Here is a 15,582-nt window from a genome sequence, read left to right on the forward strand (position 1 = left end):
GGAAAGCCGTCTGGTGCCGTTCTCGGATCTCGAGCTTGCGGCGGGGCAGAACGCCGACTCGCCGGAGAGCTCCTGGTTCGACACCCAGGGGCGGTGGTGCGAACCGCCGGCCTCCTGGAGCTCGGCCGATCCCCAGGCGCTGGTCCTGCGTCAGGAGGTTCATCGGGCGCTGGAGGCCGCAATCCACGCCCTGCCTGCCGGCCCGCGCGCGGTTGTCATGCTCAGAGACATCGAGGGCCTGCCAGCCGAGGAGGCCTGTAACATTCTCGAGATTTCCGAGACCAATCAACGTGTCTTGCTGCACCGCGGCCGGACACGTGTCCGGCGCGCGCTTGCGGCCCTGCTGGAGCGACGCTGATGGTGTGGAGGCCTTGCAAGCCATGCTGACCTGCAAAGACGTGACTGAACGGCTGACCGCCTATCTCGAACAGGACCTGTCGTGGTGGGAGCGAATGCAGTTCAGGCTCCACCTCGCGATGTGCAAGTTCTGCCGGCGCTACGTGTCGCAAATGCGGACGACGCTCGCGATGCTGCGGCGGCTCGAGCCGAGCGCCAAGGGCGGCTCGATCGACGCCACGCTGCGAGAGGCGTTTCGGGCATGGCGCAAGGAGGAGCAGGTTCCATAGCGGCCGCCTCGGCGAGGCGGCCCTACCACCGTTCCCCGCTAGACCTCCAACCCCTCGGGCACGTTCTCCATTGGATCACTGACCTGGTTCGGACGACGGTTTGCGATTTGAAGAGTGGGATCCAGGCTTCCGATCGTCACCGTAAACGTTTGGCCAGACTGCCAGGTCAGAATGCCGTCCATGTACCGGTACACGGCTTATTTCGTCTCAGGTGAAAGGGTCGGACCCGAAGGCTGGGCCGTCCGCGACGGCGGCCTCCGATCGGCCGCATACGCGGGACACCAGCGCGGAGTGGAACTTCTACGGAGAAGTGCCCGGCGCTCACTCAGAGGAGGGACGATGACTTCCGCTCTTCGAGCTCTTCGAGCGTCCTGGGCCAATTCGACTTGAGGAGCCGAGACAGCGCGCGATCGGCTAGCAGCCGGCCGCCGGTCTGACAGGTCGCACAGTAGTTGGCCTCGTTCTCTCCGTAGACAATGCGCTGGATCGGCGTGCCGCACCTGGGGCACGGCTGGCGGTATTTGCCGTGAACGGCCATGGCGGCGTGGAATGCGGTGACTTTCTCGGGGAAGCCATCGCCGACTTCACCGCGCAGGCGTTCGATCCATTCGACCAGAACCTCCGTCGCGGCGCGGTAGAGCCGATCGCACTCATTCGCGTCGAGCTGATGGGTTTGCTTGAACGGAGACAACTGGGCGCGATGGAGGATCTCGTCGGAGAAGGCGTTGCCGATCCCGCTCAGGATACGCGGGTCGGTCAGGGCTCGCTTCAGCGTGTGGTTCTCTCGGCGAAGGGCGCCACGGAACTCCGCCGCCGAGGCTTCGAGCAGCTCGAGGCCACCGCGATCGAATGCGGCGACCTCGGCCTCACCGCGCACCAGGTGCAGGGAGGCGCGTTTTTTGGCACTGGCTTCCGTGAAGAGCAGCGTGCCGTGGGCGAAGTCGAACGCGGCGAGGCCGGCCCGCCCCGGCGCTGCCGCACCTCGCTTCCGCCAGCGGAGCCGGCCGGCAATCATCAGGTGGATAACGAGAAAGAGCTCGTCCTCCATGGCGAGCAGGATTCGCTTGCCCAAGCGGCGGACGCCCACGACCCGCTTGCCGACGACCTCATCGATCGGGGGTACCGTCGAGCGCAAGACGAACAGGCTGGTCAGCCGGACACGCTCCAGCGCGTGACCGTTGATCAGCGCGTCGAGGCGCTCGATGTAGATCGCGACCTGGGGCAGCTCGGGCATAGAAGGAAGGCCCCTGCGATGCTGCGTGGGCAGGCCTGCGCTGCGGCCGTCATGCTTCGCGCTATCCGCGCAGGTGCTCCTCGAAGAACTCGGTTGTCCGCTGCCACGCCAGCTTTGCCGCCTCTTCGTCGTAGCGCGGCGTCGTGTCGTTGTTGAAGCCGTGCTGCGTGCCGGGGTACTGGTATCTCGTGTAGCGCACGCTGCTTGCTTTGAGCGCGGCCTCGTACGCCGGCCATGCGGCGTTGATCCGATCGTCCTTTTCCGCATGGTGAATGAGAAGGGGCGCCTTGATCTTTGCGACATCCTCGGCGTCCGCCGCACTACCGTAGAACGGCACCGCCGCGTCGAGGTCCGGCACGCGCGTCGCAAGCATGTTGGAGATCCCGCCGCCGTAACAGAAGCCGACGACGCCAACCTTCCCCGTGCAGTCCGGGCGGTTCCGGAGGAACGTTACTGCTGCGACGAAGTCTTCTCGTGTCTTGGTCTGATCGAGCTTGCCGAACAGCTCCCGGGCGTTGTCCTCATCCCCAGGGTATCCGCCCAACGGCGTCAACGCGTCCGGCGCAAACGTGATGTAACTCTCGAGCGCCAGCCGGCGGGCGACATCCTCGATATGGGGGTTCAGGCCGCGGTTCTCGTGCACTACGAGCACGCCGGGCAGCTTGTCCGAGCCGCTGGCCGGCCGGACGAAGTATCCACGCATGGTCCCCGTACCTTGCGGTGACGGGTATTCGAGGTACTCCGCCTTCAGCCGCTCGTCGTCTTTGGGAACTTGCTGTGCCTCAGCGAATCGCGGATTCAACGCGTCGAGCAACATGGCTGCCGTCATGCCGCCCGCCGCGAACTTGCCTGCGGCGTCCAGGAACCCGCGACGGTCGATGAGCCCGTGCACTTACTGGTCGAAGAGATCCAGCAGCCCCTGATCGAAATCGCTCGCCTTCTTTCGCGTCATGCCTGCACCTCCAGAATGCCGTGTGGGTAACGCTTCCAGGGGGCAACGTGGCAATGTTACAGCAGGAAAATGGGACCGGGTACCTTTTCGCGCCCGAAATGGTACCCGGTCCCATTTTCCGGGATTAAGCTCGTACAGTGCACGGCAACCGTGGAAGCCAAGCTTTCGTCCTGCTCGCAAGCCTTCTCGTGTCGCAATCGACGGCTCCCGAGCTCCAGCTGACGGTTGATGCCCCCAAGTCGCTGGCGGGCGCCGCCCAGCGTGTCGAGCAGGTCGACCGAGAACAGCTCGTCCGTGCGCTCGGTCAGGCGGGCCTCGAGCTCCCGCCACGGGTTCACGTGACGCTCATCGCCGAAGCGGATGGCCGCGCGCGCGGAACGCCACCTTGGATCGTCGGCCGCGCCTTCGCGCCATACGACGTGGTCATCTTTCCCGAGCGTCTCGCGTCTTCTTATCCCTACGACTCGCTCGAATCGACCGTCCGTCACGAGATTGTGCACCTCGCGCTTGCTGCTCGCGCCGGCGCCTACCCGCTGCCGCGATGGTTTCACGAGGGCGTCGCCGTGTCGGTGGAATCTGGATGGGGCATTACAGACAGGGCCCGGCTGCTGTTTGCGCTCGCGGGTGAGCCGGCAATCGGTGATGTGGAGCGGCTCTTCGGATCGAACGCGCGGCAGCAGACAACGCGGGCGTACCTCCTGGCGGCAGTGCTCGTCGCGGACGTGCGTCGTCGTCATGGTCTCGACGTGCCCGGAGCCATAGCCGGCCACGTGGCGGCCGGCACGCCGTTCCGCCGCGCCTTCGAGCTCGAGACGGGCGAGTCGGCCGACGCAGCGGCGGCTCGCGCGTGGCAGCCTTATCGACGCTGGACGGTATGGATCCCCGTTGTTGCCAGAAGAGGATCGGTGTGGCTGATGGTACTCGCGATCGCTGCGCTGGCCTTCATCGCCCGCCGTCGCCGGCGTGCGCGCCAGCGCCGCCGATGGGAGGAAGAGGAGGGGGAGGACGAGGAGCACGACGAAGCACGGCGCGTTCGGCGAACGCGCCCTACCATCGGTGGAAGGTAGGGACGCCTCGCCGAGGCGTCCTGACTTTGGGCCATAATGGACCATCCAAGATTGGAGAGATCGCAATGGTCCTAGACGATATCCGCCAGGCGTGGCGTACGGCGTGACGCTCGGCGATCAGTGGAGCTGGGTGCTCGTAACGAGCATCCTGGCCACGACGACGCTCCTGGCCTGCTGGCGACCGGCACGTCAGGCCGCTCGTGTCGATCCAGTGACACTGCTCAGGGAGGAATAGCGACAAAATCGTCACTATCCGTCTCACGCTAAGATGAACGGGGCGTATCCGTCGTCGACCGGCGACGGCTGGGCTGGACATCATCAGGCTGGTTCTCGACGGAGCGACCGCAGACGCCTGTGCTATCTTCGGAACGCGTAGAGCGCAAGAGGAGAAGCGGCCAACGGTGCACAGGACACTAGCAAACGACCGCGGACGCAATCGATTGGTCCACTGCGGATCATGACCGAAGAGCGCTTTCGCAAAACGTTCCTGCTGTTGCTGGTCGTCGCGATCTCCATCGCGTTTCTCGCCCTCATTCAGACCTTTCTGCTGACGATCCTCCTGGCGGCGATCTTTGCCGGCGTCGCCCACCCGATCTATCTGCGCCTCCAGCGTCTGCTGCGCGGAAGCCGCGCGGTGGCCTCGCTCTGCACGCTCGTCCTGCTCCTGGCGCTGGTCATCGTGCCGCTGCTCGGGCTCGTGGGTGCGGTCGCGAACGAAGCGCTTCAGATCAGTGAGAACGTCCGGCCCTGGATCGAGCGCACGCTCAAAGAGCCCAGCGGGTTGGATACCTACGTGGCCCGGATCCCGTTCATCGATGAGGTCGAGCCCATCCGCGCCGAGCTGCTCACCCGCGGCGGTGAGCTGGTCGGCAACCTGGGCGCCTTTCTCTTCAAGACCCTGTCAGCGACGACACGCGGCACGGTCGTGTTCTTCTTCCACTTCTTCATCCTCCTCTACGCGATGTTCTTCTTTCTGATGGACGGAAAGCAGATGCTGCAGGCCTCGCTGGCCTATCTGCCGCTGACAGAGGCGGACAAGAAGCGGATGCTCGACAGGTTTACCTCGGTGACACGCGCCACGTTGAAGGGCACCCTCCTCATCGGCGTCCTGCAAGGCGGTCTGGCCGGGCTGGCGTTCTGGGTGCTGGGCATCGAAGGGGCGATCTTCTGGACGACGCTGATGATCGTGCTCTCGATCATCCCCGGCGTCGGCGTCGCGTTGGTTTGGGTGCCGGCCGTCATCGTGCTCTTCGTGCAGGGCGCCGTGGCACAAGGGCTCGGCCTGGCGCTCTTCTGCGCGCTCGTCGTTGGGTCGCTCGACAACGTGCTGCGTCCACGTCTGGTCGGCCGCGACACCAAGATGCCCGATCTGCTCATTCTCTTCTCGACGCTCGGCGGGATCTTTCTCTTCGGGGTGACCGGATTCATCGTCGGTCCGATTATCGCCGCGCTGTTCATCACGGTGTGGGAGATGTTCGGGGCCGCGTTCCGCGACATGCTCCCCGAGGGTGGCGAGACCGTGTCGCGGGGATGACACGATGGACGGGCTCTCCGCGCGGTTGGAGAGGCGTTGGCGCAGGTGATGGCTCTCCGGCCGGTCGGTTGGCGAGGACGGGCGGCGCACGTGCCGGCAATTGGCTTCTTCATTGCGCTCTCGCTTGCCTTCAGCTATCCGCTTTGCCGGCACCTGCCCGACGGCCTCCTGGGCGTTGCCGCTGGCGACAACGTCGCCTCTGCGTGGAACTTCTGGTGGGCACATCAAGCGCTCTGGTCTGACGCGTCGCCGATCTGGACGCCCGCCCTATTCGCGCCACTGGGCACGAGTCTCGTGCTTCACACGGCAAGCTGGATTCCCGCGTATCCCACCGTGCTGCTGCTGCCCGGCGCCGGCGTCGTAACGCAGTACAACCTCGCGGTGCTGGCAACGATCTTCCTGAACGGCATCTGTGCCTACGCCGCGGCACTGATATTGGCGCGTGATCGCCTGGCGGCCGCCTTGGCAGGTGTCGTGTTTGCCGGCGCGCCGTTCCTCATGATGCGCCTGAACGGCCATCTGAATGTCCTCTCGGCTTGGGGGCTGCCGCTCTTGATCGTCGCGCTCGACGCGCTACATCGACGACCCACGTTGCGCGCCGCCGTGGCGGTTGGGACGATTGTCGGCGCTCTGGGTTATCTCGATTATTACTACCTGGTCTTTGGTCTCCTCCTGGGTGGAGGAGACGTGCTGCTGCGCTGCAGCCGGATCACCCTCGTCAGGAGCGCCCTGACGCCGAGAAGACGTCGGGTCGCGACGGCCCTCGTGGCAATGCTCATCATCGTCGTAGCGGCGATTCTGTACATCGCGTCGACCGGCGGTGGAGAGCTGCGGCTTGGTGGCGTGCACGTCAGCTTCCATCACACCTTCAACGCCAGGGTCGCCACTGGTGTGCTGTTCGCGGCTCTCTTGCTCGTCTGGGCCTGGCCAACGATCGAGATCCGGCGGTCGGATCTTCACGGCCCACCGTTGCATCTGTTCGCGCTCGCCCTGGGCGTTGCGGCGCTGCTCCTCGCGCCGCTCATCATGGCAGGCACGCAATTGTGGCTCGAAGGCGACTACGCATCGCAGGCGTATCACTGGCGCAGCGCACCATCTGGCATCGACGTGGGCAGCCTACTGCTCGGCAATCCTCTCCACCCCTGGTGGGGTGGTGCGGTCTCGGCGGTCTACGACAGCTTCGGTATCAATCGGGCAGAAAGCGCCGCGTGGCTCGGCGGCGTACCGCTCGCGCTGTTGGGCGTGGCGTGGGTCAGATACCGGCATGTGGACGACGTGCGACGGTGGCTCTGGATTGCGGCGTTCTTCACCCTCTGGGCGCTCGGCCCATATCTCATGGTGCTCGGGGCGAACAGCGGCGTCATGCTGCCGCAAACGCTGCTTCGCTTCGTGCCGGTGCTGTCGAATGCGCGTATCCCGGGACGCGCCTTCGTTGTCTCATTGCTGGCGGTCGCCCTCCTCGCCGCTATGGTGGTGGCGACTCTCCGGAAGGGAAGACGGGGATGGATGCTGGGCACTGGCGCGATCGTCCTCACGCTCATCGACTACCTACCAGCGCCGTACCCCGTGCTGCGGCTGGATACGCCTCCGATATACGAGCGTTTCGAGGGACTACCGGCGGGGGCCGTGCTCGACGTCCCGCTTGGCGTGCGCGATGGCTTTGGAGCACGCGGCCGATTGAATCACCGAGTGCTGTTCTATCAGACCATTCACGGGCGGCCGATCTTCGGCGGTTTCGTGGCGCGGCTGTCGCCGCGAGTGAAGGCGGCTTACGCGCACGATCCGGTGCTTCGTCGCCTGTTGCAGCTGTCCAGCGACGCGACCGATGCGTTGCCGGAGACAGCGGGAGGGCGGCGGGCCGGAGCTGTCTCGAGTCTCGCCTGCGCAGCCCGCTACGTCGTTTTGGATCGCAAGCGCGCCACACTGGAGATGGAACGGTTTCTCAACGAGGCCTTTCTCCTGCGGCGGCTTGCGGATGATGGCGCACGGCGTTTGTATCTCGTCGAGCGAGTCCGCGCCGTGCGCTGTTCTCAATCCGACACGCCGGGCTGACTTACCGCTGCGCGCCGCGGATCTCGTTCATATTGTGGATGGAGACCCCCATAGAGGCAGTCGTAAGGGCAATGCCCAGAATGATTGCTGTCTTTCGGTGGCCGCTTTTGGACAGCTTGCGGATGGTCCAATCCAGCCCTGCCGCCGTGCCTAGCTTCATCGAGGCGAGCACCAGCGGATCGTCTGCGGCCCAGCGCATGAACGGGTTGGCTTCTTTGACGGTACCCGTTCCGATGCCGTACGTCGTCGTGCTGAGATCCATGACCTGTGACGCCAGCATGCCGACGCGGACGGCTGTAAACAGCGGATCGTCTTCGGTCGGACCTGGTGTCCAGCTCGCTCGCGGGATCGGTGGGAACTGATTGGCCGTTCCGGCCACTGCCGCCCCTCGCTCCATTTCCGTTGAGATCGCTGCCAGGCGATCCTCCACTTCTGAGACCGCCGTGCCCTTGTCCTGGGGCGTCGAGACCACCGCTTCCTGTTCTGCTTCTGCCAAGACCGGCGCGCCAAAGCACAGTACGCCAACAAGCGGCAGTCCAACGATTGAGAGATTTCGCATATGCGTCTGTTACACCCTGTTTCCTATGAATCCGATCGAGCGCCATTACACGTAGGCAAATGCTGTACCCGGCTTCAGTTGGCACAGTGCCGGACGGTTTTCCGCGACAAACAGTGGGTTCTTCTAAGCAATTAGAAACGGCCGGAGCGCGCAGTCAGGATTCGTTCTCAGGCACTGCCGGATTTTCCCCAGTTTCGAAGGGCGCTCTCTCGGTGAAACAGTTCAGCTTGCGGCAGGACTTTAGTAGCACGGGAAAGCGACCTATGGTCTGTTCGTGCGCAGGCCGAAAATACCCAGCTTGCGAGCCGACGTCATGAGCGGGACGATGGTGCAGTGGACGTTGACCTAACTCATCAATTGAGCTATGGTGAAGACGTTTGTCCCCGCAAGCGGTCTGTGCCGTTTTGGGGGAGGATGGGCCCGGACAGTTCGTGCTCGACGCGGTCACCAGTGCCTGTTGCTCGGGACGCACGGAACGAAAGTCGCGAGCTCCCGCCCTATTTGTGCACAGCCCCGCCCGAGAAGCCGAGCGTCGATGCGAAAACAGCAGCAAATTGGCGAGCACTGGATCGTGGATCAACTTCACACGCTGGCGGGCGAGAAGGGCGCCCGTGTGTCCGCCACGGAATGGTCGGACGCCAGGGATCTCACCCGGCTCTTGATTGCCAGGCTGAATGGCAAACAGCTGATGGAGACATTCACACTGGGTGAGCTCGAGGATCTCGCGGCACACGACGAGACGCAGGCCGACGTTCGGAGGCGGCTACAGACGCTGATCGCGCGCGCGCTCACGTCGTGAAGGTCGGCACCGCACCGCTGCTACGGGACGAGAAGGGCAGGGTCGGCGTTGGGGCTGACGACGTCAGTGACGAGTGACGGGCAGGACCAACTTCGGGGCTGACGACCTACGCCGAGCTCGGAGCTTCCAGCGTGGGCGCTGGTCGTTAGCCCCCGCGTCGACCCTGCCCTGCTCGTCACTCGTCACTCGTCACTCGTCACTCGTCACTCGTCACTTTGTTCTACCACGCGATGCCGTAGTCCTCGCCGTCGTTGCTGGAGCCGCCCCACATCGTTTCGTGCGCTGTGTCCAGGAAGATCGCGTTGATTGGACCTGACGTGCGCTCGGAGAACTCCGTACGGTAGCCCATGCGGCGCAGCTCGGCGATGACCCACGGTGGCACGGACTGGTTGAGCGTGAGGCGGCCCGGCTCGGCGCGGTGATCATCGAATGAGCTGCGCATCTGATAGCTGGTGATGTTGGCCGCCTCCGTGGCCTGCTGCACGGTCATCCCGAACTCCACCACGTTCAAGAAGAACTGGAGCAGGTTCTGATCCTGCGTGTCGCCGCCTTGCACGGCAAACGCCAAGTACGGACGGCCGTCCTTGAGCGCGAGGCTCGGCGTGAGCGTCACACGCGGGTGCTTGCCAGGCTCGACGACGTTGAATGGACCGCTGGCGGGGTCGAGCACGAACTGCTGCATGCGTTGGCTGAGGCCGATGCCCGTGCGGCCGGCAATCACGGCAGGAATCCAGGCGCCGCTCGGTGTCACTGAGACGAGCCACCCCTCCTTGTCTGCCGCGACGATCGAGGTCGTCCCCGCCCGGAAGCCCTCGTCGAACGAGCGCTCCACACGCGCCATCGACACGTCTTGCGTGGCCGTGGTGGGCCGCGTCGGAGGCGGCGGGGCGGTCCACTTGTCCAGCAGATCGCGGAACGGGTTCGTCGTGCCCCCGTACGGATACGGGTCCCCCGGCTTGATGTCCGGGTCGTTCCGCTCCCAGTCGATCTGCTTGGCCCGCGCCTGTGCATACTCCTTCGAAAGCAGTCCGTCGACCGGTTCCTCCGGTGGAACGTACGGATCGCCGTAGTAGAAGTCGCGATCGGCAAACGCGAGATTCATGGTCTGGTACAACGCGTGGATGTAGCGCGCGCTGTTGTATCCCATGCTCGGGAGGTCGAGGGTCTCCAGAATGTTCAGCGCTTGCAGCAGCGCCGGGCCTTGCGTCCAGACGGTGAGCTTGTAGACGTCGATGTCCTTGTAGCGCGTCGAGACCGGTTCCTCGAGACGTACTTGCCAGCGCGCGAGATCGTCCAGGGTGATGAGGCCGCCTTGCTCCTTTGTACCGCGCACGAGCTCTTTGGCGATATCGCCCGTGTAGAAGCGATCGTACGCCGCCTGGATAGCCTCCTTGCGGCTCTTGCCAGCCTGCAGCGCCTGTTGCTCCGCCTCGACGAGCTTGCGGAGCGTTGCGGCGAGATCCGGCTGCGCGAAGATCTCACCGGCGTTCGGCGCCTCGCGCTCCTCGCCCGGGTGCGTCAAGAACACTTGTCGCGAGTACGGCCACTCCTGAATTCGCTTCTTGTGCCGCTCCATGGCGTTGGCCGCTTGCGCTTCGATGGGGTAGCCGTCGGCCAGCTCGATTGCAGGCGCGAGGACCTCCTTCACGCTCAATGTGCCGAACTCGGCAAGCATGACCAGCAGCCCACCGGGCGTGCCAGGTGTGACCGCCGCGAGCGGGCCATATTCCGGCGGATAGGACATGTCCTGTTTCTTGAAGAGCTCCGGCGTGGCGCCGGTCGGTGCGACGCCGAGCGCGTTGATGCCAATCACCTTCTTCGTGTGGGGGTTGTAGACGAGCGCTTGCGTCTCGCCGCCCCAGCCGAGCGTGTCCCACATGGTGGAGACGGCGGCCAGCATGGCGCAGGTCGCGTCGACGGCGTTGCCGCCCTGCTGCAGGATCATGGCGCCGGCAGTCGCGCCGAGCGGCTTGCCCGTGATCGCCATCCAGTGGCGACCATGGAGCGGCGGTTTTTGCGTGCGCTGCGCAGCCGTAGGCACCGTGATGACCAGCAGCGACACCATGGCGACGACAAGCCGTAGACGCATGCGCACAGTCTACCGCAACGGCTGCCGACTGATGAGCTCCTCATACCACCGTTTCTCGAACGCTCGCTCGAAGTCGGAGAGGTCTCGAGCGAACGTGGCGCGGAAGTTGGACTGCCGGTCATCGGAGGAAGCAAAGCGCGCGAAGTACTCGGACACCTTCTCGAAGCCGTACTGCTGGATGAGGAGCTCTGCGCCCAGAAAGGCCTGCGTATAGAGCGGCACGTCGTGGTACGTGCGTTGTGCTGCGACCCACTGCGGGAACGTGGCGAGCTCGTCGAGCGGGGCCGGTGTGAGCCCAGGCGGCGCGGATGCGAGCCGCTCCAGCAGGTGCCGGCGCGACTCTCCGTACGACATGTAGCCCAATGCGGCCGTCGTTTGAAAGGCCACCCAGTCCGCGACGCCTTCACGGAGCCACTGATCCGACCGACCACGCTCGCCGCCAGCCAGCACGTACTGGACCGAGTGGGTGAGCTCGTGAGCAAGCAGCCGCACGCGGTCCGGCCACGGTAGCGTGTCGAGGATGCCGGCGTTGGCCAGGATCGCGCGAGCGCCTCCAATCGCGCCAAACGCCGACGCGTCGCGCGCCAGCTCGCGGGGGTAGCCAATCGACAAGAGGCCGGCTTCGAAGCTGCGCCGATTGGCAAACAGCACGAGCGTGACCTCTGGACGGGGCAGCTTCAGCTCGCTCTCCAGGACATCGACGATTGCCGCGAGGGCGGTGGGGTAGTCCTCTAGGGTATCTGGAGCGGAGGCCTGCTGTTGAGCGCCCGGGCCAGCGATTGGGACGAACGTCGGCTCGAGGAGCGGCTGAGCGCACGCGGGCCAAAACACGACGGCGACCGACACCAGCGCCCTGCGGGCGCCGCGCGCCGCAAGACCCCCTGCGATCGGCATGTCGTCAGTCTGCCATGGACAGCAGGTAGGGGGGCAGGGGCACATCAGCACAATGTTGTCGCGCCGGTCCTGAACAGGGTTATCATCAGGGGCTGTTTGGTGCTGTGGACGCGTTGGGTTTGCGGCCACGCGCGCGGCGCAGGCTTCGGACCGCAACACTCGGCTCGCCTCCCCTCGGGCCGTGCGGAAGGCGCTGCTATATCTGTGGATGGGTCCATCGGTCGCCGGGGACGGCCGCCTTCGCGCGATGATCGTCACATCCGATGTGCTCGAGCGATGTTCGTCATGCCCTTCGTCGGCCCGCTCGCGTGCGGCCCGGCGGGTCACGACTGCCTAGGGGGAGGCGACGTGACAGACAGAGCTAACTGGCCGGATCCACGCTCGGCGACCGACGTGCTGCCGCTCGCCTCGAGCATGGAAATGACGGTCCATGACTCGGCGCTCGGCGAACAGTATCGCGGGCGTGGCGCCGAGGCGAATCTCATCGTCATCGCACACCCGGATCCCCGGTCGCTTGGCCGACGCTATCGCGTCACGCCGGGCTCGGTGTTGGAGATCGGGCGGTCGTTGCAGACCGAGATCAGCTTTCCCGAGGTGCCGTCGATTTCGCGCCGCCATGCACGACTGACCTACCGTGACGATGTCATCATGCTGGCGGATCTCGGGAGCCGCAACGGCACCTACCTCAATGAGGAGCAGGTGGTGGAGGCTCGGCCGCTCCAAAGTGGCGACCGCTTTCAGGTGGGTGCCGTGGTCTTCAAGTTCTTGCACGAGGCGGATACCGAGAACGCCTACCACGAGGCCATTTACGAGCTCGTCATTCGCGACGGGCTCACGAACCTGTACAACCGCCGCAAGTTCCAGCAGGAGCTCGAGCGAGAGTTTGCACGAGCACGACGTTACGGCCGGGCCCTCGCGCTGGTGCTCTTCGACGTCGACCACTTCAAGCGCATCAACGATACATTCGGACATCTCGGCGGCGATGCCGTGCTCCGTGGCTTGGCGCGCGCGGTCGAGGAGCTCATTCGACAGGAGCAGGTGCTCGCGCGCGTGGGAGGGGAGGAGTTCGCGGTGCTGTGCCCCGAGACCAATGCCGACGGCGCGCGCGCGCTCGCCGAGAAGCTGCGCAAGGTGATCGAGCGGCTCGCCTTCAGTGGTTCCGGCACGACCAGCCGCATCACCTGCTCGTTTGGTGTCGCGGTGCTGGAGGATTCAATGCCGCACCCTGATGGGTTGTACGCGGCTGCCGATCGCGCGCTCTACCTCGCCAAAGCCGGCGGCCGTAACCACGTCGTCGTCGCCGACCGCGGCTAGGGCCGCGGTCATACTGCCCACTACTGATGCCCTATCGCGTTGAGGTCCTCCTCGACAGCGTTTCGCCCGCCGGATGTCGGTTGACGACGTTCGTCCTCACGTATCCACGCTTTGTGCATGCGGAGCTGCTGACGCACCGGGTGTTCAGCCGCAACTCCTCCAGCTCGCGGGCCATTCCGGTCAGGAAGCTCGTCGAGCAGGTGGTCACCGAGCCCGCGGTGCCCGTCTGGTGGGGGAAGAACCAGGCGGGGATGCAGGCGCGGGAGGAGCTGGCGTCGATCGAACAAGAGGAAGCTCGACGCCTCTGGCTCGAGGCGCGCGACCAGGCCGTGGCGACCGCGGGCCGCCTTCTGGAGCTGGGCGGCCACAAGCAGATCGTCAATCGAATGCTCGAGCCGTGGATGTGGATCACGGTGGTCTTGTCCGGCACGACGTATGAGAACTTCTTTGCCCTCAGATGTCATCGAGACGCACAGCCGGAGCTGCGCACACTGGCCGAGATGATGCGCGGGGCGTACGAGCAATCGACGCCCCAGCCGGTCCCGGCGGGCGCGTGGCACCTGCCGTTCATCCGTGACGACGACCGGGAGGTACCGTCGGAGGTGCAGCGCAAGGTCGCGGTTGCGCGCTGCGCGCGCGTGAGCTATCTCACGCACTTCGGACAGCGCGATATCCAGAAGGATGTCGACCTCTACGAGCGCCTGCTGGCCGATCGGCACATGAGCCCCTTCGAGCACGTCGCCACCGCCTGCGCCGAGGCCGTGCGCGACGGCAACTTCGTGGGCTGGAAGCAGTACCGGAGCCTCGTGGAGGCGGGTGAAGCACTCGTGAGCCGTTAGGCCCCTCGCCCGCGCGGCTCGTCCGTCGATTTCTGCGGCGCGCGATACAGCACCACCTCCGCACGCTCGACGGTCACGAGGCCTTCCTCAATCATCGTGTCGAGGTCGGGCAGGAACGACTCGATTTTTTCCGGGGCGTCGACGATCTCAATCACCACAGGGAGGTCTTCGGACAGGCGCAGAATCTTCGTGGTGTGCACGCGGCTGTGCGCGCCGAAGCCCATGAAGCCCTTCCAGACGGTGGCGCCCGCCAGACCGCGCTGGCGCGCCTCCTCGACGATGGCCTCGTAGAGCGGCCGGCCGTGCCAGCGGTCGGTCTCGCCAATGAAGATTCGCAGCAGCCTCCCTTCCCTGGGAATCCGCACGAGCACCTCACAGAAGTCGGGTCAGGGTCAAGCCAAGCCAGAGGGCGGCCACCCCGCCGACGACCTGGCCGACTGCGTTGAACGCCGCGCGCCCCATCTCGCCGTCCCGAAGGAGTTGCAGGCTCTCGAACGAAAAGCTCGAGAACGTCGTGAAGCCGCCCAGGAGGCCGATCAGGAGAAACACCCGAGTGGAAGGGCCGAGGACGAAGCGCTCCTCGGCTAGCCCAAACGTCACACCGAAGAGAAAGCACCCGAGGAGGTTCACGACGAACGTGCCCCACGGAAAGAACGGCGCGACGCAATTCATCACGAAGCCAGCCAGCGCGTAGCGGCCCGCAGCGCCAAGAGCGCCGCCGACGGCGATGAGGATCCACGTGCGCACCGCGAGCGCAGTGTAGCATGCGGCCCGTATCCCGATGTCCGTCCAATACTCGAGCTTAGTTCCGACGCCCGTCATCTTGTTCGGCGAGCGACGACAAAGCGTTACAAGCTGTAGGTGCGCGGGAGCGCGGCGCGGCGGTGCCAGCGCGTTGCGCCGCGCTTCGGCAGCGCGGGGAGGAGCGCGCGGTGATTTCGTCCGGACTAGCGCAACAAGAGACCAACACTCGCACCGTCGGCGCCATGAGCGTTACAGAAACGCTGCTCGCGCGTGGGCGCGCCGGCGATCCCGATGCCATCAATCTGCTGTTCGAACGCTGCCTGCCGCCGCTCGCGCGGTGGGCGCACGGACGGGTCCCGGCATTTGCGCGCGATCTGGTCGAGACGAACGACATTGTCCAGGACACGGTGCTGCGCACGCTGCGGCGCCTGGATCAGTTCGAGTGCCGGCACGCCGGCGGCCTGCTGGCCTATCTCAGACAGGCCGTCGAGAATCGCATTCGCGATGTCATTCGCCGAGCGCGGCGGCGGCCGATGTGCGCCGAGATCTCGGAGGAGCAGCTCGACAGTCAAGCGTCGCCCCTCGAGGTGGCGATAGGTCGGGAGGCGGTCGAGCGCTACGAGGTGGCGCTGTCGCAGCTCAAGCCATCGGATCGTGAGCTGATTGTCGCGCGTGTGGAGCTGCAATACACGTTTCGGGACATGGTTGGGTTGCTCGGCAAGCCGAGCCCAGACGCCGCCCGCGTCGCCGTGAGCCGAGCGTTGCTACGACTCGCTCGAGTGATGGTCAGCCTTCCCGCCGGCGCTCGTCGGCAGGACGAGAATGCGCGCGACGACGACGCCTCACGGGAGGAGATTGGCGCTCGGTCGGCGGTTTGAG

At 65.3% G+C, this 15,582-nt stretch carries 15 protein-coding genes and 1 pseudogene; 9 read left to right on the forward strand and 7 right to left on the reverse strand.

Annotation, left to right across the window (positions count from 1 at the left end; translation table 11 throughout):
- Positions 1-358: RNA polymerase sigma factor (locus GEV06_19085; GenBank protein ID MPZ19997.1), on the forward strand; the 358-nt coding region annotated here is incomplete at its 5' end.
- Between the two features lie 22 nt (positions 359-380).
- A complete protein-coding gene (locus GEV06_19090; protein ID MPZ19998.1) occupies positions 381-626 on the forward strand; it encodes an anti-sigma factor in 246 nt (81 codons plus the stop codon).
- A 325-nt stretch (positions 627-951) separates the two neighbouring features.
- Here the strand turns inward: GEV06_19090 and GEV06_19095 are convergent, their stop codons facing one another.
- Complete coding sequence (locus tag GEV06_19095; GenBank protein ID MPZ19999.1) at positions 952-1,860, reverse strand: formamidopyrimidine-DNA glycosylase; 909 nt, start codon at positions 1,858-1,860, stop codon at positions 952-954.
- Positions 1,861-1,921: 61 nt separating this feature from the next.
- Positions 1,922-2,812: pseudogene (locus tag GEV06_19100) on the reverse strand (dienelactone hydrolase family protein).
- Between the two features lie 188 nt (positions 2,813-3,000).
- On the opposite strand from GEV06_19100, the gene GEV06_19105 reads away from it, so the two are divergent.
- The 3 genes from GEV06_19105 (at position 3,001) to GEV06_19115 (ending at position 7,465) form a co-directional block, all read left to right on the forward strand.
- Positions 3,001-3,879 (forward strand): hypothetical protein, encoded by an 879-nt coding sequence (locus tag GEV06_19105; protein MPZ20000.1) that lies wholly within the window; start codon positions 3,001-3,003, stop codon positions 3,877-3,879.
- 457 nt (positions 3,880-4,336) lie between these two features.
- Positions 4,337-5,413, forward strand: a complete 1,077-nt coding sequence (locus GEV06_19110; protein MPZ20001.1) for an AI-2E family transporter — start codon at positions 4,337-4,339, stop codon at positions 5,411-5,413.
- Positions 5,414-5,461: 48 nt separating this feature from the next.
- Complete coding sequence (locus GEV06_19115; protein MPZ20002.1) at positions 5,462-7,465, forward strand: hypothetical protein; 2,004 nt, start codon at positions 5,462-5,464, stop codon at positions 7,463-7,465.
- A 1-nt stretch (position 7,466) separates the two neighbouring features.
- Here GEV06_19115 and GEV06_19120 read toward each other — a convergent pair whose 3' ends face one another.
- Positions 7,467-8,024: a hypothetical protein gene (locus tag GEV06_19120; GenBank protein ID MPZ20003.1), complete on the reverse strand. Its 558-nt coding sequence runs from the start codon at positions 8,022-8,024 to the stop codon at positions 7,467-7,469.
- A 535-nt stretch (positions 8,025-8,559) separates the two neighbouring features.
- Here GEV06_19120 and GEV06_19125 point away from each other — a divergent pair.
- The gene (locus tag GEV06_19125) at positions 8,560-8,823 is read left to right on the forward strand and encodes a hypothetical protein (GenBank protein MPZ20004.1); all 264 of its coding nucleotides are present in this window, start codon (positions 8,560-8,562) and stop codon (positions 8,821-8,823) included.
- A gap of 220 nt (positions 8,824-9,043) precedes the next feature.
- On the opposite strand, the gene GEV06_19130 is transcribed toward GEV06_19125, so the two are convergent.
- Positions 9,044-10,912 (reverse strand): gamma-glutamyltransferase family protein, encoded by a 1,869-nt coding sequence (locus GEV06_19130; GenBank protein MPZ20005.1) that lies wholly within the window; start codon positions 10,910-10,912, stop codon positions 9,044-9,046.
- 9 nt (positions 10,913-10,921) lie between these two features.
- The gene (locus tag GEV06_19135; GenBank protein ID MPZ20006.1) at positions 10,922-11,806 is read right to left on the reverse strand and encodes a hypothetical protein; all 885 of its coding nucleotides are present in this window, start codon (positions 11,804-11,806) and stop codon (positions 10,922-10,924) included.
- Between the two features lie 276 nt (positions 11,807-12,082).
- Between GEV06_19135 and GEV06_19140 the strand changes: the two genes are divergently transcribed.
- Both GEV06_19140 and GEV06_19145 read left to right on the forward strand, forming a co-directional pair.
- Positions 12,083-13,120 carry a diguanylate cyclase gene (locus GEV06_19140; GenBank protein MPZ20007.1) on the forward strand — a complete coding sequence of 346 codons (1,038 nt, stop codon included), beginning with the start codon at positions 12,083-12,085 and terminating at the stop codon, positions 13,118-13,120.
- A 26-nt stretch (positions 13,121-13,146) separates the two neighbouring features.
- The gene (locus tag GEV06_19145; GenBank protein MPZ20008.1) at positions 13,147-13,959 is read left to right on the forward strand and encodes a hypothetical protein; all 813 of its coding nucleotides are present in this window, start codon (positions 13,147-13,149) and stop codon (positions 13,957-13,959) included.
- Here the strand turns inward: GEV06_19145 and GEV06_19150 are convergent.
- Together GEV06_19150 and crcB are read right to left on the reverse strand one after the other, a co-directional pair.
- Complete coding sequence (locus GEV06_19150) at positions 13,956-14,324, reverse strand: DUF190 domain-containing protein (protein MPZ20009.1); 369 nt, start codon at positions 14,322-14,324, stop codon at positions 13,956-13,958. The genes GEV06_19145 and GEV06_19150 overlap by 4 nt on opposite strands.
- Positions 14,325-14,331: 7 nt before the next feature.
- Positions 14,332-14,706: a fluoride efflux transporter CrcB gene (gene crcB, locus GEV06_19155; GenBank protein ID MPZ20010.1), complete on the reverse strand. Its 375-nt coding sequence runs from the start codon at positions 14,704-14,706 to the stop codon at positions 14,332-14,334.
- A 239-nt stretch (positions 14,707-14,945) separates the two neighbouring features.
- Here crcB and GEV06_19160 point away from each other — a divergent pair, with 239 nt between their 5' ends.
- Positions 14,946-15,581 carry a sigma-70 family RNA polymerase sigma factor gene (locus GEV06_19160; protein ID MPZ20011.1) on the forward strand — a complete coding sequence of 212 codons (636 nt, stop codon included), beginning with the start codon at positions 14,946-14,948 and terminating at the stop codon, positions 15,579-15,581.
- Position 15,582: the final 1 nt, after the last annotated feature.

The organism is Luteitalea sp. (genome assembly GCA_009377605.1).
Taxonomy (GTDB): domain Bacteria; phylum Acidobacteriota; class Vicinamibacteria; order Vicinamibacterales; family Vicinamibacteraceae; genus WHTT01.